We start from the raw sequence: 26255 nt of genomic DNA, 5'->3' as shown, positions 1-26255 counted from the left end.
GATCAGTTGCTCTCTGCGCCGGAACGCGACCGGGCCACGATCGACGACGCGGTGAAGTTCACGACGAGCGTGATGAGGAACAGAACGAGCCCGGCGGCCATCAGCGCCGACAGACCGAAGTCGCTGGCCTCGCCGTAGCGCAGCGCGATGAGGGCCGAGACCGAGTTCGTGCCGGTCTTCAGCACCTGCCAGTTGATGCTGAACAGGGGCGAGATGATCATGTAGACGGCGATGGTCTCGCCGAGCGCGCGGCCGAGGCCGAGCATGGTGCCGCCGATGATGCCGCCGCGGCCGAAGGGCAGCACCACGGTGCGGATCATGCCCCAGCGGGTGGAGCCGAGCGCGAAGGCTCCTTCGCGCTCCCCCACCGGCGCCTGCGAGAACGCCTCGCGCATGACCGAGGCCTGGGTCGGCACGACCATGAGTCCCACGACGATGCCGGCGATGAAGGCCGAGGAGGTGAAGGCGCTCGCCTCGGTGAGCCGGGCGCCGTCCTCGCCGGTGACGGCGAAGATCGGGATCCAGCCGAAGTACGTGGAGATCCACTCGGAGACCGGGATGATGGCCGCCTGCAGGAAGAAGACGCCCCACAGCCCGAACACGATGCTGGGCACGGCCGCCATGAGGTCGACGAGGGAGACGAGGAACGAGCGCAGGCGTCCCCGCACCACCTCGGAGAGCAGCAGCGCGGTGCCGATGGCGAGCGGAAAGCCCACGCAGAGCGCGATCAGGGCGATCGTGACGGTGCCGAAGAGCACGGCGCCGATGCCGAACACGCCGGTCTCGGGCGACCACTTCTGCTCCCACAGGAACGACGGCCCCGCCACCGAGAGCGCCGATCCGGCGCGGATCGAGAGGAACAGGCCGACGCAGAGCATGATGCCGACCGTGGTGGCGCCGGCGATGTAGGCGACCGTCTGGAACACGGTGTCCGAGCGCGAGCGCTTCGAGGCGAGCGAGCGGGCGCGGATGCCGGCCGAGTCGGCCGAGCCGTGGTCGGAGTGCTCCCCCGGGCCGGAACCGTCTCCGGATCCGCCGTCGCCTGTCGCCTCGAGCGGCGCGATCACCTCGGTGCGCTCGTTCTCGAGAAGGACGTCCTCGATCGTCTGGAAGACGTCGTTGTCCGTCGTTCCGGTCATGAAGCACCAACCATGCGCTGATCGTCGGCGGGGCAGGTGAACGGCACGAGTCCGCCCGCTGAAGGACACGTTGACGCGGCGTGGAGAGAACCGTGAGCGGCTCGCATCAGCCCCCCGTTCCGGGGGCAGTGGGCTCCGGCGTGGAGGCGGGAGGCGTCGACGTGGGCGTCGGCGCCGGGGTGGCCGTCGGCGTGCTCGTCGCGACCGGGGTGCGCGGCGCGGCCACCACGAGGTTGATCGTGCTGCCGAGCGCGGCGGCGGTGCCCTCGGCCGGCGCGACGGAGAGAACCGTGCCGGGCGCCGCGTCGTCCTCCTTCGTGCTGACGATGACCTCGAAACCGGAGCCGCGCAGGCTCGCCTGGGCGTCCGCGCGCAGGGTCCCCGCCACGTGGGGCACCAGGTTCGACCCGGATGCGACGACGAGGTTCACCGTGCCGCCCACCGGGATCGCGCTGCCAGGTACCGGATCGGCGCGCAGCACGGTGTCGGCCACCAGCAGCGAGTTCTCGGCCGAGATCGTGCCGAGGGAGAGACCGGCGGCCGCGAGGGCGTCACGGGCCGCGGCGAGGCTGCCGTTCGCGAGCTCGGGCACGGCGACCGTGGGCGTGACGGCGGCAACGGTCGGGCCGGCCGCCGCCGAGGTGGGCGGCGCGGTGCTCGCCGGAGCGGACGTCGGGGGGCCCGCCGCGAAGGTCGAGGGTGAGGAGCCGCCGGCCGCGAGAGCCCAGGCGACCACCACGACGACCGCCGCGAGGCCCACGACGAGCCAGAGCCCGAGGCTGCCGCGCGCGGTGAGGCTGGAGCCGATGCCGGCGGCGGCTGCGGGCGCCGTGGTGGGGGCGGCACGGCCGGTGGGGCGGGACGCGGCGGATGCGGCGGCACCTGACGCCGGGCCGGTGCCCGGACGGACGCCCGAGGCGGATGTCCGGGGCGAGCCGCCGGCGGGCATGGATGTGCGAGAGCGCAGGGTCGGGAGCACGGCCGTGGCCGCGTCGTCTCCGGCGTCGGAACGGCCGGAGTCGGAACGGCCGACAGCGCTCTCGAAGCCGCCACCGTGACCCGCCATCGGCATCACCTGCGTGGCATCGGCGCCGGCAGCGCGCACCTGGTCGCCGGAGGCCGCCCCCGTACCGGGAAGCCCTCCCGGGCGGGCACCGCCGGGAGCCGCGACGGCTCCTGCGCCGAACGCCCCGGCCCGGCCGCCCGCGACGACCCCCGCAGCGAGAGCTCCGGCCCCCGATGCTCCGCCGGCGAGTGCACCCGCTCCCCCGCCCGGCGCCGAGGCGCCCGGCCGGCCACCGCCAGCGGGCTTGGCGCCCCGGCCGGAGCCCGCGGACCCAGCCGCGGGCACCGGGCCGAGGTGGGTGGCCGCCGAGCGCACGGCCGTGCGCATGTCGGCGGCGCTGGCGAAGCGCATGTCAGGGTCCTTCAGCAGCGCCTTCACCACGATGCGGTCGATCGCGCGCTGGAGTCCGGGGCGCGCCACCGAAGGCACGGGCGGCGGCGCCTGCAGGTGCGCGAGCATCACGGCGCGCGCCGAGTCGCGCACGAACGGGGCGTGCCCCACGAGCGCGAAGTAGAGCACGGCGCCGAGCTGGTAGATGTCGCCGCGCTCGTCGACAGGTTCGCCCCGGGCCTGCTCGGGCGAGACGTAGTTCACGTTGCCGAGCACGCCGGCGGGGCGCGCGGTCGCGGCCGCCTCGGGGCCCGCATCGTCGCCCGCGCCGCCGACGGGAGCATCCGGGGTTCTCAGCACGTCGGTGCCGATGGCGGCCCGGCCCGCGGCATCCGCGAGACCGAAGTCGACCAGGCGCACGCCCGACGGCCGCAGCGCTCCGCGTGGATCGCGCGCGAGCATGATGTTGGCGGGCGAGACGTCGCGGTGGATGAGCCCGGCCCCGTGCGCGAACTCGAGCGCGGCGAGCACGCCGTCGGCCACGGCGAGGGCTTCGCCCGGAGGCAGGCGCCCGTCGCGTTCCACGAGTTCGGCGAGGCTCAGGCCGGGGGCGTGTTCGAGGGCGATCCAGGCCTGCGGCGCGTCTCCGGTGTCGTGCACGCCGACGCCGAGCACCTCGCCGATGTTCGGATGGTGCAGCACCTCGGCCGCGCGTGCCTCGGCGAAGAACGCCTCGCGGGTGGCCTCGGAGCGCGAGAGGTGCGGATGCAGGATCTTGAGCGCCACCATCCGGCCGGTCTCGCGGTCGTGTGCGGCGAACACCGAGGCGGAGCCGCCCGTGCCGAGCAGCTCGCCGAGGGCGTAGCGGCCGGAGATGAGGCCGTCGTGCGGCTCCCGCGCGTCACCCATTGCCCGCTCCGGTGGGGACGACGCTCGCGGCGGCCGCGTAGCCGTTGGCCGTGGTCGCGACGAGGTCGACGTAGCTGTCGACGTGGTTGTAGGCGAACACGGCGGTGCGCCAGACCGTCGGGTCGCCGAGCGCTCCGTAGTGGCAGAGATAGCGCGCGGCGGCGAGGGAGGCGTCGTCGATCTGCTGCGGGTCGGCCACGCCGTCGCCCGAGCCGTCGGCACCCCACTGCTTCCAGGTCGAGGGGATGAACTGCATCGGCCCCACGGCGCGGTCGCCGCTCGGGTCGGCGTCGAGGGCGCCCGCGTCGGTGTCGGAGACGGCGGCGTACAGGCCGCCGTCGAGCGCCGGGCCGAGGATGCTCGGGCTGACCGTGCCGTCGGCGCGGATGCTCGCCCCGCCGTGCGTGCCATGGCCCGACTCCACGAAGCCGAGCGCGGCGAGGGTGTTCCAGCCGACGCCGCAGCCGGGCTGCTCCTGCTGCAGGGCCAGCGCGGCGCCGGCGTAGCCGATGACCGCGCGCAGCGGGATGCCGGTGGCCTGCGCCACCGCGGCGGCCCACGGCGCCGAGACGCTCGCCTCGGCCGGGAGGGCCGAGGGGGCGGTGGTCGCGGGGCCGCCGGCGAGGGGCGCGGAGCCGGATGCGGTTCCCGCGGCGGCGGCGCCGGTGGTGGTGGAGGTGGCGGCATCCGAGCCGTCGGAAGCGGTGGCGGCCGCATCCGCTGCGGCGCCCGGAGCGGTGCCGGAGACTCCGGCGCCGGCCACGACGTCGGCGTGGACCGGCATCGCGGCGGCACCCGTGGGCCCGGGCGCGGCCGAGGCTCCGAGGGCGCCGACGGCGAGCCAGGCGGCCAGGGCCACCATTCCGGAGATCAGGAGTCCGAGACCGACGCGGGCGCTCATGCCCGAACGTTCCCGGCCCGAGGTGAAGGCGAGGCATCGCGCAGGTGAAGGGGGCGTTGCGACTCGCTGTCGGTCGACTCCGGATCGCCCCGGGTCGACTCCGGATCGTCTCCGGGTCGACTCCGGATCGTCTCCGGTCGCCTCGGCGGCCAGCGCACGCCCGTTCTTCCTGGAGCGCGACAGCCGTCGGCGGGCGTCAGACCGCGACGGCGGGATACAGCACCGGCAGCGAGAGCCGCACCGGCAGCGACAGCAGCGGCGACTGCGACAGCCGCACCGACACCGGCAGCGACGGCAACAACGGCAACAACGGCAACAGCAGCACCGGCAGCAACAGCAGCAGCACCGGCAGCGACAGGAGCAGCGCAGCGGCTGCGGCACCAGCGGCGGCAGCGCAGCAGCACCGGCGGCGCCAGCGACAGCGGCCAGAATGGAACGGTGAACGCCCCTGCACCGACCTCGTCCGAACCACTCGCACCCACCGGCGACGCCGTGCTCGAACTGCGCGACGTGCGCTTCGTGCGCCACGGCCGGGTCATCCTCGACGACATCGGCTTCGCGGTGCGGCCCGGCGAGCACTGGGCGCTGATCGGGCCCAACGGAGCGGGCAAGAGCACGATCCTCGCGCTCTGCGGGGCGGTGCAGCATCCGAGCTCCGGCGAGGTCTTCGTGCTCGGGCAGCGCCTCGGCCGGGTGGAGCTGCGGGCACTGCGGCGCTCGATCGGGCACGTCAACCCGCGGCATCCGCTCGGCTCGGCGCTGAGCATCCGCGAGGTGGTGCTCACCGGTCTCACCGGTACGGTCGAGCTCATGCTGCGCTGGCAGCCGACGCCCGAGGAGCGGGAGCGGGCCGACTCGTTCATCGCCCTGCTCGGGCTCGACGGCAAGGCCGCTGAGCCGTGGACCACCCTCTCGCAGGGCGAGCGCGGCCGCACCCTGATCGCGCGCGCGCTGATGACCGACCCGAAGCTGCTGCTGCTCGACGAGCCCTCGACCGGACTCGACGTGGCGGCGCGCGAGCAGCTGCTCGAGACGCTCGACGTGGTGCGCACGGCGCATCCGGCGCTCGCCTCCGTGCTCGTGACGCACCACCTCGAGGAGCTGCCGAGCAGCACCACCCACGCGCTGCTGCTCGCCGAGGGGCGCATCACGGCCGTGGGTGCGGCCGCCGAGGTGCTGACCACGGCCAACGTCACCGCGGCCTTCGAGCATCCGATCGAGATCGAGCACCGCTTCGGCCGCTGGCACGCCCGCTCCCTGCCCCGGGGCCAGACCCCCGCCCTCTGAGCCGACGCCCGCCACACGTCGGCCGCCCGCCCGCCCCCACCCGAGCTCCCTCCCCCACGCCAAAAGCAAGGAGTACGCCGGCGACTCGCCGTGCCGCAAGGCTAGGGGGACGGCATGTCGCCGGCGTACTCCTTGCTTTTGGGAAGGGGAGCGGCGGGAGGTGGTGCGGAGGAGGAGAGGGCGGGGTGGACGACGTCCTACCCGTGGAGGGTGCGGATGCGCGCCAGGTAGTGCCGCTGCGGCCAGCGGCGGATGGCGCGCGGCAGCGCCCGGTACACCGGCACCCCCACGCGCACGAGCCGTTCGAAGCGGCGCTGCCGCTCCCCCGACCAGGCGAAGCGGAACTCGGCCCGCACAGGTTCCGGCAGCAGGGCCACCGTGACGAGCCGCGCCACAGGCATCACGGCCCGGATCGCCCACGGCGCCTTCTCGGCCCGCAGCAGAGCGTCGGCCACCCCTCGGACCGTGTCGTCGACGCGCAGGCGGGTGAGCTGGGCGTTCCAGTACTCCCGGAAGGCGGCCCGATCGGCCGGCCACAGGCCCTCGGGCATCTGCAGCGCCGTGCCGAGCCGCGCGTACTCGCGGTAGACGCGCTCCGCGGACTCCTCGACGAGCGGGCCGTACACCAGCTCGTAGACCGTGAGCGCGGTGTCGTAGAGGGTCGCGGCCACCCAGAGCTGCAGCTCGGGGTCGCGGGCGTCGTAGTGCGGGTCGTCGGGATGCGCGCCCGCTGCCGCACCGCCATCCGGAGCCGGCTCGAGCCCGTGCTCCCCCGGCGGGCGCGGCGGATTCCGCACCCCGGCATGCGCCCGGTTCACGGCCTTGCGCATGGCACGCACGTCGGCCTCGGTCCCGCCGGAGAGCGCGTAGATGTAGCTGAGGGTGGCGTTGAGGCGGTCCATCGGGCGGTTCGCGAAATCGCTGTGCCGGGCCACGCCGTAACCCACCGCCGGGTGCGCGATCTGCAGCAGGATGGCGCGTCCGGCCCCGGCGAGCAGGATGCTCTCGGGCGCGATGTCGGCCATCGTCGGGTTCGCGGGCGGCATGCGAGCGACGGTAGCACCCGCGCCTGAGCGAGCGAGTCCGGGCGGCGGCTGGGGTGCATCGGGTGCGTTGGTGGAATAGCGGAGGAGAATCGGCCCCTTCGAGGGCAATACGTCGACGTGACCCCCGATTCTCCTCCGTTATCCCCCGCGCGCACACGCCCGCACCCCCGCGCCCGCCCGCCCGCACCGCCGTGGGCGCCGCCCACGCCGTAGGCTCGACGCATGCCCCGCAGTACTCCCCCGGCCGAGCGCGCCGGACTCCCGTCACCCCCCGACGGGCGCGGGGAATGGGACGTCGTGGTGGTCGGCGCCGGGCCCGCCGGCACGAGCGCGGCCCGCGCCGCCGCCGCCCGCGGCGCCACCGTGCTGCTGCTCGACCGGGCGGCCTTCCCGCGCTACAAGACCTGCGGCGGCGGCCTGCTCGGCGAATCGCTCGAGCTCCTTCCCGAACGGGCGCGCGCTGCGATCGAGTCCGAGGTCGCCGAGTCCGTCTTCACCCACCGGTTCCGCCGCCCGTTCCGCCTCCGGCGTCCTGCCTCCTACCTCGCGATGGTGCGCCGGGCCGACTTCGATCAGGCGCTCGCCGACGCGGCTCAGGATGCCGGCGCCCGCTTCGCCGACGGCGTGGCAGTGCGCGAGGTGGCCGAGACCGACGACGGCACACTCGTGCAGCTACGCACGAGCGCCGGAACGCTGTCGGCGCACGTGGTGATCGGCGCCGACGGCACCGGCGGACGCGTCGGCCGCTACGTGGGCGTCACTCCGGGCGGCGTCGACCTCGGCCTCGAGGACGAGGTGGCGATGCCGGCCGACGCCACGCCCTGGCGCGACCGCGTGCTGCTCGACTGGGGCGGAGCATCCGGGAGCTACGCCTGGGTCTTCCCCAAGCGCGACTCGCTCACGGTGGGGGTGATCCAGCGGCGGGGCGCGCCCGACGAGACGCGCGCCTACCTGACGGCCTGGCGCGAGCATCTCGGGCTCGCGGGGCCGGACGCGGTCACCCTGCACTCCTCGGGCCACCTCACGCAGTGGCGCACGCCGTCGTCGCCGCTTCGCCGCGGGGGCGTCGTCGTGGCCGGCGACGCGGCCGGGCTCCTCGAGCCGTGGACGCGCGAAGGCATCTCCTTCGCCCTCCGCTCCGGCACCTGGGCCGGCGAGGCGGCGGCATCGGCCGCTGCCGCGCGCACCAGCTCGAGCACGAGCACGGGTGCGGATGCGCCCGCACCGGATGCCGCCCGCCGCGCCCGCGACACCGCCCTCGACGCGTACGAGGCTCGCGTGACCGCGGTGCTCGCGCCCGAACAGGCGGCGGGCGCGAGCATCCTGAAGGCCTTCGAACGCCACCCCGGCTTCATCCACGCCCTGTTGCGAACGCCGGCGGGAGCGCGCTACTTCGTTCGCTTCTGCCGCGGCGAGACCACGCTCGCCCGCATCGGCCGCCACCGCCTGGTGATGCGCTTCGTGCGCGCGCTCGCCTAGGGCGCGTCTGACGATTCGGCGGGCCCGCGAGGACGCGCCCGGGTGGTGCGATCGCAAGGCGGAAGAGCAGCCGACAGCAGCGCTATCGGCGACGATGACAACGCCGTGAGCGTGCAATCCGGGTGCGCCACAGCGCCCGCCGATTCGTCAGACCCGCCCGAGGTCGCCCGACCCGGCCGTCCCACCCGCCGGGGGCCGCGCCACCCCGCCCACCTGAAGCCGGGCCGACCTCGCCACCATGCCCAGCTGAAGCCAGGCCGACCGCGCCGAGCCACCGCCGTCACCGCGCCGAGACCGCCCGGCAGCCACCGAGAGCGGCGTCGCATCCCCCGCGCAGGCGCTGCGCCGCCCGCCCGCAGCTACCTGCTCGTGAGCGAGAACGCCGGAGCCTTCGGGGCCACGGGCGCCGACACCTGCACGCCCGCCGTCACCGACTGGCCCGGCGCCACGAACGTCGCCCACTGCGACCCCGTGCAGGTCACGGTCTTCGCCGCGACCGCGCAGTCCATGCCCCAGGAGTTCACCACGGCGGTGGCGTTCGGGTCGGGCCAGGAGATGGTCCATCCCGAGGTGCCGCCGCTGTTCTTCACCGTGACCTCGGCCACGTAGCCCGCGTTCCACTCGCTCTGCAGCGCCCAGCTGCCCGAGAGGTTCGCGACGGTGCCCGAGGTGCCGGGCGGCGTGGTCGGCGCCGTTCCCGGCGTGGCGCCCGGCGCCGTGGACCCGGGGAAGGGAGCCACTTTGGGCCCCGCGGTGCCCGGAATCGGCCATACCCGCGACCCGGGCGTGCCGCTCCCGGTCGGCCGCGGCGTCGCCGGAGGCGTGGCCGTCGCGGTGGGCGACGGCACGTGAACGGGCACGCTCGACCCCGTACCGATGATCGGGGCCAGCGCGGCCAGCTTCTCGGCCTGCGGCGTCACCCAGTCGTCCTTCACGATGCCGCCGGTGTCGCCGCTGTTGGGGTTGAACGACCAGTACGAGAAGCTCATTCCGTTGCTGCGCAGGTACTCCACGAGCGTGCCGAGCCAGGCCTTGTCGGAGTCGGTCTGCAGGGTGGTGCCGAACTCGCCGAGCAGCACCGGCGCGATGTCCTGCTTCACCAGGTAGCCCCAGTTGGCGTCCCACACGGCGGGCAGGTTCGCCGGGTAGTCGGATGCGCCGAACCACTTCTGCGCGAAGATCGACGCCGGATAGTCGTGCGGCGAGTACACCACGCGGTCGGGCACCGACAGCGAGACGAGCGCCGAGCCCGCATCCGCGAGCCCTCCTCCCCACCAGGTGTAGCTGTCGCCCGACTGCACCTCGACGCCTTCCACGACGATGAGCAGCTGCGGGTTCACGGCGAGCACGGCGTCGCCGGCCCGGGTGGCCGCGGCCTGCCAGTCGAGCGCCGGGTCGCCGCAGCCCCAGCACGCGCTGCCGTGCGGCTCGTTGTGCAGGTCGAAGCCTATCACCGAGGGCTCGTTCGCGTAGCGCTGGGCGAGCATCGTCCAGTCGGCGATCCAGGTGGCTTCGCTGTAGCGGTCGGTGTACCAGAGCGGCGACTGGGCGCCCGAGTCGGGCCGGTGCCGGTCGAGGATCACGTTCAACCCGTACGACTTCGCCGTCTGCACCACGGCATCCATGAGCTGCAAGGGGGTGTCGTTCACGAGCCCCGGGTTGGCGTTGGCGTTGATCGAGGTGGTGACCCCGCTCGCGAGGCACTCGTTCGAGTACGGCAGCCGGATGGTGTTGAACCCCATCGAGGCGATCTGGGCGAGCCCGGCGTCGAGGCTGATCGACCACAGGCCGTGCGGGGCGCAGTTGCCGGTCTCCATGCCGAACCAGGCGATGGCCTTGATCACGTAGGGGCTTCCGTCAGCGGTCACGATGGTGGCGCCGTCGGTGTGCAGCCAGCCCGGGAGCGGCGCGGCGGGAACGGATGCGGTGCCCGCATCGGGCGGAGCCGTCGCGGGGCTCGACCCCGCGGTCAGGGCTCCTGCGCCTGCGCTGGCGGCAGCGGGAACGGTCGGCGCGACGAGCGGGCCGGGCCCGGCCGTGCCGCTGTGCAACGGGCCGGAGAAGGTCGAGGTGACGACGCCGGGTGAGGCAGCCGGACTCGTCGAGGTCGAGGCCGAGGCCGAGGCCACGGATGCCGTGGCCACCACGCCGCCGAGCAGCACGAGAGCCGAGAGCGCAGCACCCCAGCCGCGCATCCGCTTCTTCCCAGACCGTTCCACGGCCGCCTCCCCCATGGAATCCCTAGCTCGCAGGCTACCAGGACCGCCCCGCCTCGCCGAGCCGTCACTTCGACGTCGAAACGGCGGCTCTTGGACGTCGAAGTGACGGCTCGGCGGGGTGGTGGGATGGCGCAGGGCTAGCGCGGGACGATGGCCAGCGGCATCCGGTGACGGCGGAGCGAGACGCGCACCCGCAGGCCCGCGCTGCGGGCGATCACGAGGCCGATCACCAGCGCCGCCACGAGCGGCACCGCGCCGGAGAGCACCATGCCCACGTGGGCGCCGAAGTGCTCGACGACCCAGCCCATCAGGGGTCCGCCCACCGACTGGCCGCCGAGCAGCACGAGCACGTAGAGCGCCATCACGCGTCCGCGCACGGCGGTGTTTGTCGACATCTGCACGAGCGAGTTCGCCGCGGTGATGAACAGCAGCCAGCCGAAGCCGGCGAGCACGAGCACCGCGCCGAAGAGCATCTCGGTGGGCATGAATCCGGCGGTCATCTGCAACGCGGTGTACACGATCGTCGCGAGCACCACCGTGCGCAGCCGCACCGAGCGACGCCGGGTCGAGAGCAGCGCGGCGGTCAGGGCGCCCACGGCCACGAGCGCGTTGAACAGCCCATAGCCGCCGGCGCCGACATCGAAGACGTCGTTCGCGAAGGCCGCGAGCAGCACCGGCAGATTCTGCGAGAACACGGCGAGGAAGGCGAGGAGCACGATCGTCCACAGGATGGCCGGCTTGCTCCGCGCATACCGCAGCCCTTCCGCGAGCTGCCCCTTGGCACGCGCGACGATCGGCGCCGGGTGGAGCTCGCTCACCCGCAGCCGCGAGAGCGCGAACACCACGAGCGCGCAGGCGATCGCGTTGATGCCGAACGACCAGCCGGCTCCCACCGCCACGAGCAGCGCGCCGCTGAGCGCCGGGCCGACGAGCCCGCCGAGCTGGAACAGCGAGGAGTTCAGGCTGATCGCGTTGCGCAGGTGGCGCGGACCCACGAGCTCGTTCGTGAACACCTGCCGGGCCGGGTTGTCGATCACCGTCACGAAGCCGAGCACCGTCGCGATCACGTAGATGTGCCAGACCTGCACCGTGCCGGTCAGCACGAGCACCGCGAGCACCGTGCTCGTGAGCACCGCCGCGGTCTGGGTGAGCATCAGCAGGATGCGCGTGGGATAGCGGTCGACGATCACGCCGCCCACGAGGCCGAACACGAGCATCGGAGCGAACTGCAGCGCCGAGGTGATCCCCACGGCGGTGACGCTGCCCGAGAGCTGCAGCACCAGCCAGTCCTGGGCGATGCGCTGCATCCAGAGTGCGGTCATGGCCACGAAGTTGGCCAGGGCGAAGATGCGGTAGTTGCGCACCGTGAGCGAGACGAGGGTGTGGCGCCACGGCGGCGGGGAGGAGAGGACGGTGATGGGTTCGGTGGCGGGGTGCTGCGAGAGTGCGGTGGTCACGAGTGGCTTGTACGTTCCTGATCGAGGTTCCTGTTGTACAACGCTAACTATCGGCGCCGCATTCCTATACTGAATCAGGGCTATAACTCGTATTGGTTTTTCGAATGACAGGATGCGCCATGTTCGACCCCGTCCTCCTCCGCACCTTCCTCGCCGTGGCCGAGACGCGCAGCTTCACGCGCGCGGCCGCCCAGCTCGGCCTGAGCCAGCCCACCGTCAGCCAGCAGGTGCGCAAACTCGAGAGCGCGGCCGGGCGCATCCTGATCGCCCGCGACACGCGCGTGGTGACCCTCACCGACAACGGGGATGCGATGACGGGCTTCGCGCGCACGATCCTGAGCGCGCACACGGCCGCCGAGAGCTACTTCTCGGGCTCGGCGATGAGCGGGCGCCTGCGATTCGGCGCCGCCGACGACCTCGCGGCCACGCAGCTGCCGCGCATCCTGCGCCATTTCCGCCAGCTCTACCCGCAGATCAACCTCGAGCTCACCGTGAACAACAGCGTTCCGCTCTACCGGCAGCTGAAGGCGGGGCGGCTCGACCTCATCTTCATCAAGCAGATCCCGGATGCGAACGACGGCGCCCTGCCCGAGCAGGGCCAGGTGGTACGGCGCGACCGGCTCGTCTGGGTGGCGGAGGAGAAGACGCTCATCGACCCCGAGGGGCCCGTGCCGCTCATCGTCTACCAGGCGCCGAGCATCAGCCGGCAGATGGCCATCGACGCCCTCGAGTCCGCCGGCCGCACCTGGCGCATCACCTGCAACACCCGCGAGGTGAACGGGATGCTCGCGGCCGTGCGCGCGGGCATCGGCGTCGCGCCCTACCCGCACACGCTCATCCCCGACGACCTCGTGCGGGTGAGCGACGCCGTCGGGCTACCGCCGATCGGCGACGTCGACTTCACCCTCCTGTCGAACCCCGCAGCGCCGGCCGAAGCCGTGCAGGCGCTCTCGGCCGCCATCCACGGCCGGGCGCTCGCCCGCACCAACGCCTGAGGCGGCCGGCGCGCGGCGCCCGGTGTGCCGGGTGCGTCGTGTGGCGGATGCGTCGTGTGCGGCACGGGGACTAGCCAGCGTCGGGTTCGTGGGCACATCGCAGAGGTGCCCACCGTCAAGCCGGCCGGCCGGGGTCAGGCGAGCGTGCGGAGGTGGGCGAGTTGCGCGAGGGCGGACTCGCGTGCGGCGGCGACGATCTCGTCGTCGGTGAGGGGGGTGCCGACGGCCGCGGCGACCGCCGCGTTGATCGAGAGGAACGCCATGTGGATGAGCAGCAGCCGTTCGTGGCTCGGACTCGGCCCGGCGACCCGCTCGACCACCGCCTGGAGCCCGTCGCGCACGCCGGCGGCCGCGTCGCCACCGAGGGTGCGCAACACGCCGGGGTTGGCGGTGATGAAGCGGATACCGCGCATCTTCTCGACGGAGTGCGCGTCGATCCAGCGCAGCACCGCGCGGTCGAGCAGATCGTCGCCGGGAGGCTGCTCGTCGAGCCACACCCGCAGCGCGCCGGCTTCGTGGCCGCGCTCGAGCATGACCGAGCGCACGATGTCCTCTTTGTTCTTGAAGTGGTAGTAGAGCGAGGCCTTCGTGATGCCGAGCTCTTCGGCGATCTCGCGGAGCGAGGTGGCGTCGTAGCCGCGCGTGCTGAACAGGCTGAGGGCCACCCGCTGGGCCTCGGCCTTCGTATCGCGGCCGTCGCGGCCGGTGAGGGGGTTACGTCGGCGGGCTTCCGTCATGACCCCAGCATAGTGGATTAACTTACCTGCCGACCGGTAGGCTAAGCGCATGACCCTCCTCTCGATCCTCGGCGCCGTCGGCGTCCTCCTGGCCGGCCTGCTCGCCGGCATCGAGTTCGTCGTGCGCTACGGCGTGCAGCCCTCGCTCACCGCCCTCGACGACCGCGCCCATCTCGCCGCTCGGCAGTCCCTCGTGCGGAGGCTGCGCATCCTGGTTCCGGCCGTGATGGTGCCGACCGTGCTCCTCGCGGTGGCGGTGCTCGTCGCGAGCGCGAGCGCAAGCGCAGGCGCCGGAACCCCCGGCGACGCAGCCGGCTCCCCCGCCCTCGCTTTCCGCATCGCGACCGTCGCGGCACTCGCCGCCTTCCTCGCCTTCGCGTTCCTCGGCACCGTGCCCATCAACATCCAGGTCGACTCCTGGAACCTCGACGCCCCGCCCGCCGACTGGAAAGCCGTCGTGCGCCGCTGGCAGCGCATCGACGTCTTCCGTTCCTCGGCCGCCCTCCTCGCCTTCGCGTTCGCCACCCTCGCCCTCGCTCTCCCCTGACCGCTCCGCCCCGCCGCACGCCACCGCACCCCTCGCCGAGAAGTCGCAAATGGCGCCCAACCTGGCGTCTTAGGGGCCATTTGCGACCGCTAGGCGGAGGCGGCAGCGCTAGCGGCGGGAGGAGCGGATGTCCGGGAGGAGCGCGCGCCAGGAGCGCCCGCGGAAGGCGCTCACCCACACGCCCGCGCCATAGGCGAGATCGTCGAGCCGGCGCAGCACCGCGAAGCGCACCGGATCGAGCCGCACCTTCGTGCGCCGGTGCTCGATCGCCACGTCGAGGAGATGCGCAACGAGAACCGCACGCCGCAGCCGCGCCGAGAACAGGCATCCGACGGCCACGGCCGGCCACAAGTGCCGCAGCAGCAGTGCCATCGCCTGCACGAGCGAGGCGACGAGCCCGTTCGCGGTGAGCCACGCGGCCAGGCGCACCGGATGCCCGCTCTTCGACAGCCGCCGCGACAGCCGCCACACCGTCACCGCCGAGATGCCGAGCGCCACCGGCACCGACCACCGCCGCTGCGCGAGCAGCGCTGCCACCACCCCCGCGCTCCACGGCGCCAGCACCGCCGGGGCGATGTCGTGCGGATGCCGCAGCGCGAGCGGATGCGCGCCCGTTCCGTAGAACGCCTTGCGCGCCAGCCACGACCCCAGCGCGTCGCGGTGCTCGTGCCACACGGTCGCGGCGGGCTCGTACCGCACGCGGAGGCCCTGGTCGGCGAGGGTCCAGACGAGGTCGACGTCCTCCCCCACCCGCATGCCCGCGGTGAAGCCCTCGCCGAGCAGCGCCACCCGCCCCACGAGGAAGGTGCTCGACACCCACGACACCGGTGCACGCTGGCGCACGATCGCCGGATCCTCACCCAGATCCAGCGAGGATCGCGCGTCTTCATAGCGACCGATGCCGTTGAGTCCGGTGGCATTGCGGCTGGTTCCGGTGCGGCCCCGACCGGGCTCGCGCGGCAGGCCGAGCACGCGAGGGGCGGCGAGCGCCACGGCGGGGTCGGCGAAGTGCCGGAGCAGGGTCGCGACGGCATCCGGATACGCCACCACGTCGGAATCCGCGAAGACCACGAACGGCGTGGTCACGAGCCGGAGCCCGACGTTGCGCGCCCCCGCCGGCCCCACGTTCTCCGGCAGCGCCACGAAGCGGGCGCCGTGCGCATCGGCGACCCGGCGCATCCCCTCGGCGTCGACGGAGGCGTCGTCGACCACGATCACGCGCACCCGCCCGGTGGCGCCACCGAGGCCCTCGAGCAGGCGCGCGAGCTGCTGCGGGCGGTCGCGCACCGGGATGACATAGGTCACCTCCGCGAGGTCGCCCTCGGGCAGCGACTGCACCACGGGGTCGGCGATGCCGGTCTCGAGCAGCCGGTCAGCGAGCACGGCGGTCGCCCGATCCCGGATGCGCAGGGCGCGCCCCTCGAACAACCCCACCGCCGCCTCGCTCAGGTGCATCACCCGGATCGGCGCCCCACCCACGAGCGTGCGCCCCCCGTCGCGCACCCGCACCCGCCGGTTCAGCCGCACCACCGAACCCGCCGGAAGCCCCCGCCCGCCACGCGCCGCGCCAGCGCTCGCCACCCCGCCGCCGCCCGCGCGGGTGCCGCGCCCGTCCGCGGCCCGCCCGCCGTCCGAGCCATGCCCGGCACCCGGCACCCCATCGCGGCCGCTCACACCGGCTCCCCCGCCGACGTCGGCTCCGGCGACACCGGCGGCCGGCCCGGCACCCGGAGCATCCCGCGCGCATCCGGCTCGCCCGCCACGACGAGCCGCACCGCCTCGTCGACCACGGCGGCGAGCAGGCGGCCGCCCTCGGCGGCGTTCGCGCCCGTCGGATCACCGAGGATCCCGCTCGGCGAGACCGCCGCCACCCCACCCGCGGTGAGCCGGGGCAGCAGCGACGAGAGGGGCGCGGTGGCTCCCGCGGGCGGCAGAGGCAGGCGCACAGTGCCGGGGGCGAGGTGCAGCATCAGCGAGGTCTCGGTTCGGCCGGCGTGCGCATCCGGTGCCGGGAGGCCTGCCGCGGCGAGCGCCTCCGCAGGCGCCGAGCACGGCAGCCACCCCACCCGATGCTGCTCGGCGACCAGCTGCGCCACCGCAGAACTCAGCGCCGCCACGTTGCCGCCGTGCCCGTTCACGAACACTACCCGCTCCGCCCAGGTCGACAGCGAGCGCACGAGCTCAATCAGCACGAAGCGCAGCGCCTCCTGCCCGATCGACACGGTCCCGGCGAACGACTGATGCTCCCCGCTCGCCCCGAACCCGAGAGCCGGCGCCACGACGACCGCGGGCTCCGCGCCCACCGCGGAAGTGCCCGGCGAGCCACGGGAACCCACCACGCCGGCGGCCGGTGGGGCGACACGACCCTCCGCGCCCGCCGCACCCGGCGCTTCCCGGCCCGCGGCGAACCGCGCGGCGACGCCGGCGGCCACCGCCGACGCGATCACGGTGTCGGTGGTGAACGGCAGGTGCGGCCCGTGCTGTTCCGTCGACCCCAACGGCACGAGTACGAGCGGGTGCAGGGGCACCGCCGGCCACGAATGCCGGCTCAGTTCAGTGGCCACCTTCACTCCTCACCCGCGCGGAGGTCGTCGTAGTCCGCCGCCCGACCACGCTACTGCGCATGACAGCGCCCCGGCCCCCGCCCGAACGACGGAGTTTCGGGCCAGAAGTCCGGAACGACGGACGCAGCCTCCGTCGTGCCGGCCTTCCTCCGTCGTTTCGGCGCAGCCCGGCGGGCGCCCCGCTAGTGCTACGCCTCCGCCTCCGCCTTCGCGAGCGGCTTCGCGGTGGCCGTGCGCCGCGCCGTCTTCGGCGCCGCCGAAGCGGGCGGCGCCGTCGGCGCCCCCGAGGCCGCCTCACCCGCCGCCAGCGCTCCCGCGCCGAGCGTGCGCTCGAACCCGGCCGGGATCACGAGGTCGTCGCGCCCCAGCTCGTGCACCGAGGCGTGACCGGTTCCGAGCACCGCCGAGTCGAGGCCGCCGCGCAGGATGTCGAGCACGTTCTCCACGCCCGCCTGCCCGTTCGCGGCGAGCCCCCAGAGGTACGCCCGCCCGATCATCACGGCCCGCGCCCCGAGCGCCACGGCCTTCGCCACGTCGCCGCCGCGCCGCACCCCGCCGTCCAGAACCACCTCGATCTGGTCGCCGACCGCCTCCACGACCGAGGGCAGCATCCGGATGGTCGCCGGCGTCGTGTCGAGGTTGTTGCCGCCGTGGTTCGACACCGAGATCGCGGTGACCCCCGCATCCACCGCCCGGCGCGCGTCGTCGACCCGGGTCACACCCTTCAGCATGAACGGCCCACCCCACTCGGAGCGCAGCCACGCCACGTCGTCCCAGGTGGGCGGTGGCGTCTGCATCCACTCGTAGTACGCCCCGAAGAACGTGGGCGCCTCGCCACCGGGCGGCTGCAGGTTGGGCGCCGTCAAGTCGGGCAACTGCCCGGTGCGGGCGAACTGCCAGAGCCACTTCGGATGCGGCAGTACGTTGGGCGCGAAGGTCACCATGGTCTTGAGGTCGAGCTTCTCGGGGATGGAGGGCGAACCCCAGTCGCGCCCGTTCGAGAACGACCAGTCGAGCGTGGCGATGAGCCCCTTGGCGCCGGCCTTGCGGGCGCGGTCCATGCGCTGCACCATCTGCTCGCGCGTGCCGGTCCAGTACATCTGGAAGAAGGTGTTGGGGTTCGCCTCCACCACGGCCTCGACGGGCTTCGAGGCGAACGACGACAGCCCCATCGTGATGCCGCGGGCCGCCGCCGCCCGGGCCACGGCCACCTCGCCGTCCGGATGCACAGCCTGCACGCCCGTGGGCGAGATCATCACCGGGAACGACAGCGGCAGCCCCATCACGGTGGTCGAGAGCTCGCGCGCGGGCTTGTGCCCGGCCACGTGCGGAGCGAAGCCGATCTCGCTGAACGCGCCGATGTTGTCCTCGATGGTGAGGCCGCGCTCGGAGCCGGCGACGAGCGCCCCGTAGACCGACGAGGGAAGCCGCTTCTTCGCACGGCGCTGGGCCTCTGCGACGGTCTCGAACCACGGGTTCATGTTCCACCAACTCCTTCGTCGTGGCGGGAGGCGACGGATGCGTCGCCCCACGTGCTCGGAATCCACAATATGACACCGGGTGCCGAAATAACAGTGCTCACGAGCGGAACAGCGCCCCGAGTGCCGGCGCGACGTCATGGAAAGTGCGGATGGCGCGGAAGCCGCCCCTCCCGAGGCGCGCGAGTTCGCGCCCCAGCTCGAGGTCCTTCTCGCCGCTCGTGTCGAGCAGCACGTCGACCCGCGGCAACCGCGCGGCGAAGGGCCGCGGGTCGGGGCCGGCGTTGTGCACGCAGTCGGAGAGCAGGATGACGCGCGCGTTGCGCTCCGGCACCCCCGCGAGCTGCGCGGCGGCGAGCTGCAGCGGGAAGGCCACGTTCGTCAGGCCCCGAGCCGGCAGGCGCAGCAGATCGTCGAGCAGTTCCATCGGCCGCACCGGGTCGCCGAGCTTCTGCAGCACCGCGGCATCCGACCAGAACGCGATCACCGCCAGGGCGTCCTGCGACAGCTCCGCGGCGAGCGCTCCCACCGTGGCGGCCGCGGTCCGCACCCGCTCCCCCTTCATCGAGCCCGACACGTCGACCGCGAGCACCACCGAGCGGCGGGCCCGCACGCGCTCGCGCACGATGATGTCCTCGTCGTCGGGCACCGGGCGCTCGGCGAGCATCTCGAGGGTCGGATCCAGGTCGATGTCGTCGCTGCCGCCCCGGTAGGGCACCGAGGCGAAGTGCCCGGCCCCGCGGTCGCGCGCGGTGTCGGCCTTGGGCTTGGGCACCGAGAGGCGCGCGGCGATCTGCGCCGCACGCGCCCGAACGGCCGGCTCGAGGGCGGCGGCGAGGTCGTCGTCGCTCAGGGTGACGAGTTCGGCCGGGTCGTCGGTGAAGCCCGCTCCCGAGCCGCTCGGCCGCTTCTGCGCCGCACCGTCGCGCCCGGGCCTGGCGCGCAGCACCATCCCGCTTCCGCCGCCCGCCACCTCGAACACCGTCGGGTCCTCCTCCAACTGCTTCGGCTTGCGCTTCAGCGGCCTCCCGCCGCGGGCGGGCTCATCCGTCCTGCGCGAGACCGGGGTGTCGGCCTCGACCGCTCTTCATCCCGGCTCGGCGCGAGCGGGCTCGAGGATGAAGTGGTCCTCCCAGATCTCGCGCAGCACCCGCTCGGGCGAGCTCTCGGCGGCCTCGTCGACGTGGATGCGCCCCGAGAGCGACACGAGCATCGCGTCGAAGAGGGTGTCGCGGTAGCGCTGCTCTGGCGAACCGGCCGCGAGGTCGCGCTCCGAGCCGGAGCCGAGCCCCTCCGCCGGCAACGACGCCGGGTCGAAGCCCCGCAGGGCGAACAGCTCGTGCGCCACCAGGGCGCAATCGATGGCGCCGCGCACGCTCGACCCCTGCCGCACATCCGGATGCCCGCGGGTGGCCCGCGTGACGGCCACGGAATCGGCGATGATCCGGTCGGCGAACTCCCCCTCGGCACCGGGGCCGATGAGCCCGGTGCGCAGTGCGACGATGCCGCGCTCCGCCTCGGCGTCCTGGTAGCCCACCACGATGCGGTTCAGCCGGTCGCTCACCGAGGTCGACAGCCGGGTCGTGCCGACGTTGTCGAAGGGGTTCATCGAGGCGATCACCCGGAAGGTGGGCTGCGCCTCGATGCGCCCGACCCGCGGCACCTCGACGGCCCGGTCGGCCATCGCGGTGAGCAGCGTGTTGAGCGTGTCCTCCGGCGCCCGGTTGAACTCCTCGATGTAGAGGAACCCGCCCTGCCGCATCGCCTCGACCAGCGGGCCGGCCACGAAGTTGTCGGCGCTGTAGTCCTCCCGCAGCACGCGAGCCGGATTGTGGTGCCCCACGAGCTTCGCCGGCGTGAGGTCGGCATTGCCCTCCACGAAGAGCAGCGGAATCCCCCACTCCTCGGTGATGGCCTTCAGCATCGTGGTCTTCGAGGTGCCCGGCGGCCCCTCGAGCACGAGGTCGCGCCCGGCCGCCACCGCGGCGAGCGCGAGCTCGAGTTCGCGCTCGCGGCCCACTAGGTGCGCCGCTATCCGCCGGCGGGTCTCCACGACATCCGTCTCGCCCATGCGTCTCCTCCCTCGGCTCCCGGGGTCGCCGGGACGCCGGTCACTTGATGGTGTAGCCGGCGTCGATCTTGAGCTCGGTGCCCGTGATGTAGCGCGCCTCGTCGCTGGCGAGGAACAGCACGGCGTTCGAGATGTCGACCGGCTCCACCCAGGGAACGGGCAGGGCGTTCGTCGACGCGAAGATCGGTGCCGCCTGCTCCTTCGTGGGGTGTTCGACGTCGGGCAGGAAGAGCTTGAAGGTGGCCTCGTTGAGGATCATGTCGGTTCCGACGCCCGTGGGGTGCACGGTGTTCACCCGGATGCTGTGCGGCGCGAGCTCGAGGGCGAGCGTTCGCATGATGCCCACCACCGCGTGCTTGGACGCGGTGTACGGCATCACGTTCGGCGTGCCCTTGAGCCCGGCCGTGGAGCTCGTGAGGATGATCGACCCGCCCGTGCCCTGCGCGATGAGGTGAGGGATGACGGCTTTCGCCGTGTGCCACACGCCTTTCGCGTTGATGTCGTTCACCATGTCCCACTCGGCGTCGGAGACGTCCTGCGACTGCTCGCCGAAGGCGAAGACCCCGGCGTTGGCCGACACGATGTCGACGTGCCCGAGCTCGGCCACGCCCTCGTCGAGCGCCGCCTTCAGCGCGCCGAAGTCGCGCACGTCGGCCTTCTTCGCCACGATGCGCCGGTCGAGCGCCTCGACCTGCCGCACGGTCTCCGCGAGGTCCTCGGCGGTGGCCCCGTGGTAGTACCTGTCCATGCCGGCCACCGGTTCGGCGATGTCGATCGCGATGATGTCGGCGCCCTCCTGGGCCAGCCGCAGAGCGTGCGAGCGGCCCTGACCGCGCGCGGCTCCGGTGATGAAGGCGACTTTCCCGTCGACTCGTCCCATCCCGCCCGCCTCACTTGATCGCCGCGCCGGCGTCGACCGGCAGCGTGACGCCGGTGACGTAGCGCGACTCGTCGGAGGCGAACCAGAGCACCGCGTTCGAGATGTCGACCGCTTCCACCCAGGGGATCGGCAGCGCGTTCATCGTCGTGGCGGCATCCGCGAAGTCCTGCTTCGTCGGGTTCTCGAGGTCGGGTCGGAACAGCCGGTAGATGGCGTCGTTCTGCACCATCGGGGTGTCGACCGTGGTGGGGTGGATGCTGTTCACCCGGATGAAGTCGGGCGCCAGCTCCAGCGCGAGGGTGCGCATGAGGCCCACCACGCCGTGCTTGGCCGAGACGTAGTGCGAGATGTTCTCGTAGGGGAACAGTCCGGCGTCGGAGCTGGTGAGGATGATCGAGCCTCCCCGGCCTCCCGCGCGGATGTGCGGGATCGCCGCTTTGGCGGTGCGCCACACACCCCCGAGGTTGATGTCGATCATGTTCCGCCACTCCGCATCCGGGATGTTCTCGGAGCGGTTGGGCGAACCCGAGATGCCGGCGTTCGCCGACACGATGTCGAGCCGGCCGAGCTGCGCCACGCCCTCGTCGAGCGCCGCCTTCAGCTGCTCGAAGTTGCGCACATCCGCCTTCGACGCGACGATGCGCCGGTCGAGCGCCTCGACCTGCCGCACGGTCTCGGCGAGGTCCTCCTCGGTGGCCGGGTCATAGGGGTTCTCGGGGATCGCCTCGCAGATGTCGATCGCGATGATGTCGGCACCCTCTTGGGCGAGGCGGATCGCGTGCGACCGCCCCTGTCCTCTGGCCGCGCCCGTGATGAACGCGACCTTTCCGTCTACACGCCCCATGGCGTGCTCCTTCCGTCGTGGGCCCGTCGGGCCCGGAACTACTTGATGAGCGAACCGGCGTCCACCGGCAGGGTGACGCCGGTGACGTAGCGCGACTCGTCGGAGGCGAACCACAGCACGGCGTTGGAGATGTCGACTGGCTCGACCCACTTGATCGGCAGCGCGTTCAGCGTCTGGAACCGCTCGCCCACGACGTCGCGCGTGCGCTCGGCGACCGGCAGGTCGCCGGCGAAGAGCGCGTAGGTGGCGTCGTTGTGGATCATGTCGGTGTCGACACTGGTGGGATGCACCGAGTTCACTCGGATGAAGTCGGGCGCGAGCTCGAGCGCCAGGGTGCGCATGAGGCCCACCACCCCGTGCTTCGCGGCGACGTAGTGGCCGATGTTCGGGATGGCCATCAGCCCGGCTGTCGAGGAGGTCAGGATGATCGACCCGCCGTTGCCTCCCGCCTTCAGGTGCGGGATGGCCGCCTTCACCGCGTGCCAGACTCCGGTGAGGTTCACGTCGAGCATGTCGCTCCACTGCTCCTCGGTGAGCTCCTCCATGCTGCCGAAGCTGAAGATGCCGGCGTTGGCGGCCACGATGTCGAGCCGCCCGAGCTGGGCGACCCCCTCGTCGAGCGCCGCCTTCACGGCCTCGTAGTCGCGCACATCCGCTCTCGTGGCGACGATCCGCCGGTCGAGCGCCTCGATCTGCCGGACGGTCTCCTCCATGTCGGCCGGGGTCGACATCGGATACGGCACCGAGCCGATCTGGTCTTCGATGTCGACCGCGATGATGTCGGCGCCCTCCTGCGCCAGGCGCAGGGCGTGCGAGCGCCCCTGCCCTCGTGCCGCGCCCGTGACGAACGCGACCTTTCCCTCTACACGCCCCATTGCGTGCTCCTTTCCTCGGTGCCGCCCATGGCGGCGTCGTGCGAGGCGCCCGGGCGGGCGTCAGGTGTTCAGAACTGGGTGTTGCCTGCGTCGACGGTGAGCTCGAGGCTCGTGACGTAGCGCGACTCGTCGGAGGCGAGGAACAGCACCGCGTTCGACTGGTCGACGGGCTCGGTGATCTCGATCGGGAGCAGGTTCGCGAGCATGCCGCCGAGCTTCGGATGCGCCTCCAGCAGCGGCCCGAAGGCCCCTCCGCCGAGCGTGCCCATCGGTGTGTTGACGCCGGTCGGATGGATGGTGTTCACGCGCACGTTGTACTCGGCGAGCTCGGTGGCGTAGGCGCGCATGAGGCCCACCACGCCGTGCTTCGCCGCCACGTAGGCCGAGAGGAACGGCAGGCCCTTGATACCCGCCGCCGAGCTCGTCATGATGATCGAGCCGCCGCCGTTGTCGATGAGGTGCTGGGCGGTGGTCTGCAGCGTGTTCCAGATTCCGGTGAGGTTGGTGCCGATGGTCTGGTTCCAGACGTCTTCGCTGGTTCCCTTCCAGTCGGCGATCACGCAGATGCCGGCGTTCGCCACCACGATGTCGAGCTTGCCGAGCTGGGCCACGCCGTCGTCGACCGCGGCCTTCAGCGCGGCCCGGTCGCGCACGTCCACCTTCGTGGCGATGATGCGCCGGTCGAGCGCCTCGACCTGCCGCACGGTCTCGGCCAGGTCCTCGGGCGTCGAGGAGGGGTAATCGATGTTCGGGATGTGGTCGGCCAGGTCGACCGCGATGATGTCGGCGCCTTCCTGGGCCAGCCGGAGCGCGTGGCTCCGCCCCTGCCCGCGGGCTGCCCCGGTGATGAACGCCACTTTTCCTTCCACACGGCCCATTGCCAGATGTCCTTTCGCTGTCTCTTCTTCGAAACGCGGGTCGGGGATACGGCCCGTGGCTGGGGGGTCCGGGGTCGCTACGAGAGGGACTCCGGGCTGAACCCGGCGAGCGGGTTCTCTTCGCAGGCGCTGACCGGCGGATGCGTCGGCCGGGTGAGCGAGAGGGTGATCGGGATGCCGCGACGCTTCGCTCCGGGCGTCTGGACGAGCCCCGTCGAGACCGGCTTCCCGTCGCGGCGCGGGCCGCGCTCGGTGCGGTGCGAGTGGTCGCCGTCGGGCTTCGGCAGCGAGTCGGCCTGCTTGCGCTTCTCGAGCGCCTGCTCGCCGAAGCCGCGCACGCACTCCGGGTCGGGGCCGTCCAGCGGCAGGCCGGTGAAGAACTTCGCGGCCATGCAGCCGCCCTTGCAGGAGTCGAAGAACGAGCACGAGGTGCACGCGCCGCCCGACTGGGGCGTGCGCAGCCGGGCGAACAGCTCCGAATGGCGCCACACCTCCTGGAATCCGCCCTCGGAACGCACGTTGCCGGCGAGGAACTCCTCGTGGATGGCGAACGGGCAGGCGTAGACGTCTCCGACGGGGTCGATCAGGCAGACTACCCGGCCGGCGCCGCAGAGGTTGAGCCCCGGCAGCGCCGAACCGTAGGCGGAGAGGTGGAAGAAGGAGTCGCCGGTGAGCACGTTCTCGCCGTTCGCGACGAGCCAGTCGTAGAGCTCGCGCTGCTGCTCGGGCAGCGGATGCAGCTCGTCCCAGACGTCCGCCCCGCGGCCGCTCGGGCGCAGCCGGGTCAAGCGCAGCTGCGCGCCGTACTCGTCGGCGATCGCCTTGAACTCGTCGAGCTGGCCGATGTTCTGCCGGGTGCAGACCACCGAGATCTTGAAGCCCGTGAAGCCAGCGTCCTTCATGTTCTGCATCGCCCGCATCGCGGTGTCGTAGGAGCCCGGGCCGCGCACGTAGTCGTTCACCTCGGCGGTCGCGCCGTCGAGCGAGATCTGCACGTCGACGTAGTCCGACGACGCGAGCTTCTGCGCGACCTCCGGGCTGATCTTCACGCCGTTGGTCGAGAACTTCACCCCCACCTTGTGGGCGGTGGCGTAGTCGACGAGCTCCCAGAAGTCGCTGCGCACGGTGGGCTCGCCGCCGCCGATGTTCACGTAGAACACCTGCATGCGCTCGAGCTCGTCGATCACCGCCTTGCACTCCTCGGTGCTGAGCTCCCGCGGGTCACGCCGGCCCGAGCTCGAGAGGCAGTGCACGCAACTGAGGTTGCAGGCGTAGGTGAGCTCCCAGGTGAGGCAGATCGGCGAGTCGAGGCCGTACTCGAACAGGTCGACCAGGCGGCCGGGCTGCGGCGGAGGAGCCGGTTTCGGGGACTCGGGGCGAGCATCCAGGAGTGTCATGAGGCCCTTTCGATGACCATCGACGAGTGCGCGAGCGTGCCGAGCGCCGCCTGATAGCGGGGCAGCTCTGCGACGCCGACACCGGCGGCGGCGCAGGCCTCACGAAGGGAGGGCGACACCGCCAGCGATTGGACCACCGCGAGCAGCATGCGGTCCTTCAGGAACGAGAGCTTGCGGGTGCCGAAGTGATAGAGCAGGGCACCGAACGGCTCAGGACGGATGGACACCTGGGGATGCACGTCCCACGCGGTGTCGAGATCGACCGGATTCATGTCGATGGCCTAGTAGACGCCGCACATCCCGTCGATCGACACTTCTTCTACCAGTGAGTCGCCCTCGATCAGCTCCTCGTCAGTGAGAGCCTGGGCGGATCCGGTGGTCTTGTCACTCATGGGATGCTCCTCATGTCGTCTTCGTCATCGAAACGCTGTGATGGGACGATACTAATGACACCGAGTGCCGAATGGAAGGGGGAAAAGATGGCCACCAGTGACGACCCGGCCGCGGCCGCCCCGCGCCTCGGCCGGCAGCCCTCCACGAGCCAGGCGGAGCTCAGCCACATCGCCCTCCAGCTGTTCATCGAGCACGGCTTCGACGCCACCACGATCGACGAGATCGCCGCACGGGCCGGCATCGGGCGGCGCACCTTCTTCCGCTACTTCCCCTCGAAGAACGACCTGCCCTGGGGCGACTTCGAGTCGCTGCTGGACCGGATGCGCGCCCACCTCGGCTCGCTGCCCGCCGAGCTGCCGCTCGTCGACGCCCTGCGCACGGCCGTGATCGAGTTCAACCGCTTCCCCGCCGCCGAGGTGCCCTACCACCGGCAGCGCATGGACCTGCTGCTGAATGTGCCCACCCTCGTGGCCCACTCCACCCTCCGCTACGCCTCCTGGCGCCAAGTGGTGGCGGAGTTCGCGGCCGAGCGGCTGGGTGTGCCCGCCGACTCGCTGCAGCCGCAGGCCATCGCCTGGACCTACCTCGCCGTCTCCCTCGCCGCCTACGAGCAGTGGCTGAAGCACGACGACGCCGAGCTCGGGGAGCTGCTTGACTCGGCCTTCCGGATGCTCGACAGCACCTTTGCCACGCCCGGCGCGTCGCACACGAGCGACCCGTCCGGCCCGCCGAGCACGCGGCCGGCGGGGCTGTGACGACCGGG

The 26255-nt window shown here is 72.5% G+C and carries 25 protein-coding genes; 5 read left to right on the top strand and 20 right to left on the bottom strand.

The window, feature by feature from the left end; all coding sequences use genetic code 11:
• Positions 1-2 precede the first annotated feature (2 nt).
• The 4 genes from pstC to VD659_RS05010 all read right to left on the bottom strand — a co-directional run bounded on the left by pstC (position 3) and on the right by VD659_RS05010 (position 4691).
• Positions 3-1139: a phosphate ABC transporter permease subunit PstC gene (gene pstC / locus VD659_RS05025; protein ID WP_423260020.1), complete on the bottom strand. Its 1137-nt coding sequence runs from the start codon at positions 1137-1139 to the stop codon at positions 3-5.
• 106 nt (positions 1140-1245) lie between these two features.
• On the bottom strand, positions 1246-3444 hold the full coding sequence (locus VD659_RS05020) for a protein kinase domain-containing protein (protein WP_423260019.1): 2199 nt from the start codon (positions 3442-3444) through the stop codon (positions 1246-1248).
• Positions 3437-4345 (bottom strand): lytic transglycosylase domain-containing protein, encoded by a 909-nt coding sequence (locus tag VD659_RS05015; protein ID WP_423260018.1) that lies wholly within the window; start codon positions 4343-4345, stop codon positions 3437-3439. Before VD659_RS05015 ends, VD659_RS05020 begins: the two co-directional genes overlap by 8 nt.
• A 196-nt stretch (positions 4346-4541) precedes the next feature.
• On the bottom strand, positions 4542-4691 hold the full coding sequence (locus VD659_RS05010) for a hypothetical protein (RefSeq protein ID WP_423260017.1): 150 nt from the start codon (positions 4689-4691) through the stop codon (positions 4542-4544).
• Positions 4692-4783: 92 nt separating this feature from the next.
• Between VD659_RS05010 and VD659_RS05005 the strand changes: the two genes are divergently transcribed.
• Complete coding sequence (locus VD659_RS05005; RefSeq protein ID WP_423260016.1) at positions 4784-5632, top strand: ABC transporter ATP-binding protein; 849 nt, start codon at positions 4784-4786, stop codon at positions 5630-5632.
• A 197-nt stretch (positions 5633-5829) separates the two neighbouring features.
• On the opposite strand, the gene VD659_RS05000 is transcribed toward VD659_RS05005, so the two are convergent.
• On the bottom strand, positions 5830-6678 hold the full coding sequence (locus VD659_RS05000) for an oxygenase MpaB family protein (protein ID WP_423260015.1): 849 nt from the start codon (positions 6676-6678) through the stop codon (positions 5830-5832).
• A gap of 222 nt (positions 6679-6900) precedes the next feature.
• Here VD659_RS05000 and VD659_RS04995 point away from each other — a divergent pair, with 222 nt between their 5' ends.
• Positions 6901-8157 (top strand): geranylgeranyl reductase family protein, encoded by a 1257-nt coding sequence (locus VD659_RS04995; protein ID WP_423260014.1) that lies wholly within the window; start codon positions 6901-6903, stop codon positions 8155-8157.
• A gap of 359 nt (positions 8158-8516) precedes the next feature.
• On the opposite strand, the gene VD659_RS04990 is transcribed toward VD659_RS04995, so the two are convergent.
• A complete protein-coding gene (locus VD659_RS04990) occupies positions 8517-10376 on the bottom strand; it encodes a cellulase family glycosylhydrolase (RefSeq protein ID WP_423260013.1) in 1860 nt (619 codons plus the stop codon).
• A gap of 137 nt (positions 10377-10513) precedes the next feature.
• On the bottom strand, positions 10514-11833 hold the full coding sequence (locus VD659_RS04985; RefSeq protein ID WP_423260012.1) for an MFS transporter: 1320 nt from the start codon (positions 11831-11833) through the stop codon (positions 10514-10516).
• Positions 11834-11952: 119 nt separating this feature from the next.
• Here VD659_RS04985 and VD659_RS04980 point away from each other — a divergent pair, with 119 nt between their 5' ends.
• Positions 11953-12828 (top strand): LysR substrate-binding domain-containing protein, encoded by an 876-nt coding sequence (locus VD659_RS04980; protein ID WP_423260011.1) that lies wholly within the window; start codon positions 11953-11955, stop codon positions 12826-12828.
• A 134-nt stretch (positions 12829-12962) separates the two neighbouring features.
• Here the strand turns inward: VD659_RS04980 and VD659_RS04975 are convergent, their stop codons facing one another.
• The gene (locus tag VD659_RS04975) at positions 12963-13565 is read right to left on the bottom strand and encodes a TetR/AcrR family transcriptional regulator (RefSeq protein WP_423260010.1); all 603 of its coding nucleotides are present in this window, start codon (positions 13563-13565) and stop codon (positions 12963-12965) included.
• A 49-nt stretch (positions 13566-13614) separates the two neighbouring features.
• On the opposite strand from VD659_RS04975, the gene VD659_RS04970 reads away from it, so the two are divergent.
• Positions 13615-14112, top strand: a complete 498-nt coding sequence (locus tag VD659_RS04970; protein ID WP_423260009.1) for a hypothetical protein — start codon at positions 13615-13617, stop codon at positions 14110-14112.
• Between the two features lie 108 nt (positions 14113-14220).
• On the opposite strand, the gene mftF is transcribed toward VD659_RS04970, so the two are convergent.
• The 12 genes from mftF to mftA form a co-directional block, all read right to left on the bottom strand.
• A complete protein-coding gene (mftF, locus tag VD659_RS04965; RefSeq protein ID WP_423260008.1) occupies positions 14221-15786 on the bottom strand; it encodes a mycofactocin biosynthesis glycosyltransferase MftF in 1566 nt (521 codons plus the stop codon).
• A complete protein-coding gene (gene mftE, locus VD659_RS04960) occupies positions 15783-16676 on the bottom strand; it encodes a mycofactocin biosynthesis peptidyl-dipeptidase MftE (protein ID WP_423260007.1) in 894 nt (297 codons plus the stop codon). The genes mftF and mftE overlap by 4 nt, the downstream gene beginning before the upstream one ends.
• A gap of 188 nt (positions 16677-16864) precedes the next feature.
• A complete protein-coding gene (gene mftD / locus VD659_RS04955; protein ID WP_423260006.1) occupies positions 16865-18157 on the bottom strand; it encodes a pre-mycofactocin synthase MftD in 1293 nt (430 codons plus the stop codon).
• 97 nt (positions 18158-18254) lie between these two features.
• A complete protein-coding gene (locus tag VD659_RS04950) occupies positions 18255-19154 on the bottom strand; it encodes a vWA domain-containing protein (RefSeq protein WP_423260005.1) in 900 nt (299 codons plus the stop codon).
• An 87-nt stretch (positions 19155-19241) separates the two neighbouring features.
• Positions 19242-20225: an AAA family ATPase gene (locus VD659_RS04945; protein ID WP_423260004.1), complete on the bottom strand. Its 984-nt coding sequence runs from the start codon at positions 20223-20225 to the stop codon at positions 19242-19244.
• Between the two features lie 40 nt (positions 20226-20265).
• Positions 20266-21105, bottom strand: a complete 840-nt coding sequence (locus VD659_RS04940; protein ID WP_423260003.1) for a mycofactocin-coupled SDR family oxidoreductase — start codon at positions 21103-21105, stop codon at positions 20266-20268.
• Between the two features lie 10 nt (positions 21106-21115).
• Entirely contained in the window at positions 21116-21949 is an 834-nt protein-coding gene (locus VD659_RS04935; RefSeq protein WP_423260002.1) for a mycofactocin-coupled SDR family oxidoreductase, read from the bottom strand.
• A gap of 38 nt (positions 21950-21987) precedes the next feature.
• Positions 21988-22824 carry a mycofactocin-coupled SDR family oxidoreductase gene (locus VD659_RS04930; protein ID WP_423260001.1) on the bottom strand — a complete coding sequence of 279 codons (837 nt, stop codon included), beginning with the start codon at positions 22822-22824 and terminating at the stop codon, positions 21988-21990.
• Positions 22825-22892: 68 nt separating this feature from the next.
• Positions 22893-23702 (bottom strand): mycofactocin-coupled SDR family oxidoreductase, encoded by an 810-nt coding sequence (locus tag VD659_RS04925; protein ID WP_137837243.1) that lies wholly within the window; start codon positions 23700-23702, stop codon positions 22893-22895.
• A 77-nt stretch (positions 23703-23779) separates the two neighbouring features.
• Complete coding sequence (gene mftC, locus VD659_RS04920; RefSeq protein ID WP_423260000.1) at positions 23780-25099, bottom strand: mycofactocin radical SAM maturase; 1320 nt, start codon at positions 25097-25099, stop codon at positions 23780-23782.
• Complete coding sequence (mftB, locus tag VD659_RS04915) at positions 25096-25371, bottom strand: mycofactocin biosynthesis chaperone MftB (protein WP_423259999.1); 276 nt, start codon at positions 25369-25371, stop codon at positions 25096-25098. The genes mftC and mftB overlap by 4 nt, the downstream gene beginning before the upstream one ends.
• Before the next feature lie 9 nt (positions 25372-25380).
• Entirely contained in the window at positions 25381-25491 is a 111-nt protein-coding gene (gene mftA / locus VD659_RS04910) for a mycofactocin precursor MftA (protein WP_423259998.1), read from the bottom strand.
• 87 nt (positions 25492-25578) lie between these two features.
• Here mftA and mftR point away from each other — a divergent pair, with 87 nt between their 5' ends.
• Complete coding sequence (mftR, locus tag VD659_RS04905) at positions 25579-26247, top strand: mycofactocin system transcriptional regulator (RefSeq protein WP_423259997.1); 669 nt, start codon at positions 25579-25581, stop codon at positions 26245-26247.
• Positions 26248-26255: the final 8 nt, after the last annotated feature.

This window comes from Herbiconiux sp. 11R-BC, from assembly GCF_049472555.1.
GTDB lineage: Bacteria > Actinomycetota > Actinomycetes > Actinomycetales > Microbacteriaceae > Herbiconiux.
This window is presented reverse-complemented; position numbering and strand designations above follow the sequence as displayed.

What these genes read in the sequence shown, in the direction of transcription:
- VD659_RS04925 (WP_137837243.1), bottom strand. Translation starts at nt 23,702, where the DNA reads ATGGGCCGTGTGGAAGGAAAAGTGGCGTTCATCACCGGGGCAGCCCGC.
- mftR (WP_423259997.1), top strand. Translation starts at nt 25,579, where the DNA reads ATGGCCACCAGTGACGACCCGGCCGCGGCCGCCCCGCGCCTCGGCCGG.
- VD659_RS05000 (WP_423260015.1), bottom strand. Translation starts at nt 6,678, where the DNA reads ATGCCGCCCGCGAACCCGACGATGGCCGACATCGCGCCCGAGAGCATC.
- VD659_RS04980 (WP_423260011.1), top strand. Translation starts at nt 11,953, where the DNA reads ATGTTCGACCCCGTCCTCCTCCGCACCTTCCTCGCCGTGGCCGAGACG.
- VD659_RS04940 (WP_423260003.1), bottom strand. Translation starts at nt 21,105, where the DNA reads ATGGGACGAGTCGACGGGAAAGTCGCCTTCATCACCGGAGCCGCGCGC.
- VD659_RS04945 (WP_423260004.1), bottom strand. Translation starts at nt 20,225, where the DNA reads ATGGGCGAGACGGATGTCGTGGAGACCCGCCGGCGGATAGCGGCGCAC.
- VD659_RS04930 (WP_423260001.1), bottom strand. Translation starts at nt 22,824, where the DNA reads ATGGGGCGTGTAGAGGGAAAGGTCGCGTTCGTCACGGGCGCGGCACGA.
- mftC (WP_423260000.1), bottom strand. Translation starts at nt 25,099, where the DNA reads ATGACACTCCTGGATGCTCGCCCCGAGTCCCCGAAACCGGCTCCTCCG.
- VD659_RS05015 (WP_423260018.1), bottom strand. Translation starts at nt 4,345, where the DNA reads ATGAGCGCCCGCGTCGGTCTCGGACTCCTGATCTCCGGAATGGTGGCC.
- mftD (WP_423260006.1), bottom strand. Translation starts at nt 18,157, where the DNA reads ATGAACCCGTGGTTCGAGACCGTCGCAGAGGCCCAGCGCCGTGCGAAG.
- VD659_RS04935 (WP_423260002.1), bottom strand. Translation starts at nt 21,949, where the DNA reads ATGGGGCGTGTAGACGGAAAGGTCGCGTTCATCACGGGCGCGGCCAGA.
- mftA (WP_423259998.1), bottom strand. Translation starts at nt 25,491, where the DNA reads ATGAGTGACAAGACCACCGGATCCGCCCAGGCTCTCACTGACGAGGAG.
- pstC (WP_423260020.1), bottom strand. Translation starts at nt 1,139, where the DNA reads ATGACCGGAACGACGGACAACGACGTCTTCCAGACGATCGAGGACGTC.
- VD659_RS05020 (WP_423260019.1), bottom strand. Translation starts at nt 3,444, where the DNA reads ATGGGTGACGCGCGGGAGCCGCACGACGGCCTCATCTCCGGCCGCTAC.
- VD659_RS04970 (WP_423260009.1), top strand. Translation starts at nt 13,615, where the DNA reads ATGACCCTCCTCTCGATCCTCGGCGCCGTCGGCGTCCTCCTGGCCGGC.
- VD659_RS04975 (WP_423260010.1), bottom strand. Translation starts at nt 13,565, where the DNA reads ATGACGGAAGCCCGCCGACGTAACCCCCTCACCGGCCGCGACGGCCGC.
- mftB (WP_423259999.1), bottom strand. Translation starts at nt 25,371, where the DNA reads ATGAATCCGGTCGATCTCGACACCGCGTGGGACGTGCATCCCCAGGTG.
- VD659_RS04995 (WP_423260014.1), top strand. Translation starts at nt 6,901, where the DNA reads ATGCCCCGCAGTACTCCCCCGGCCGAGCGCGCCGGACTCCCGTCACCC.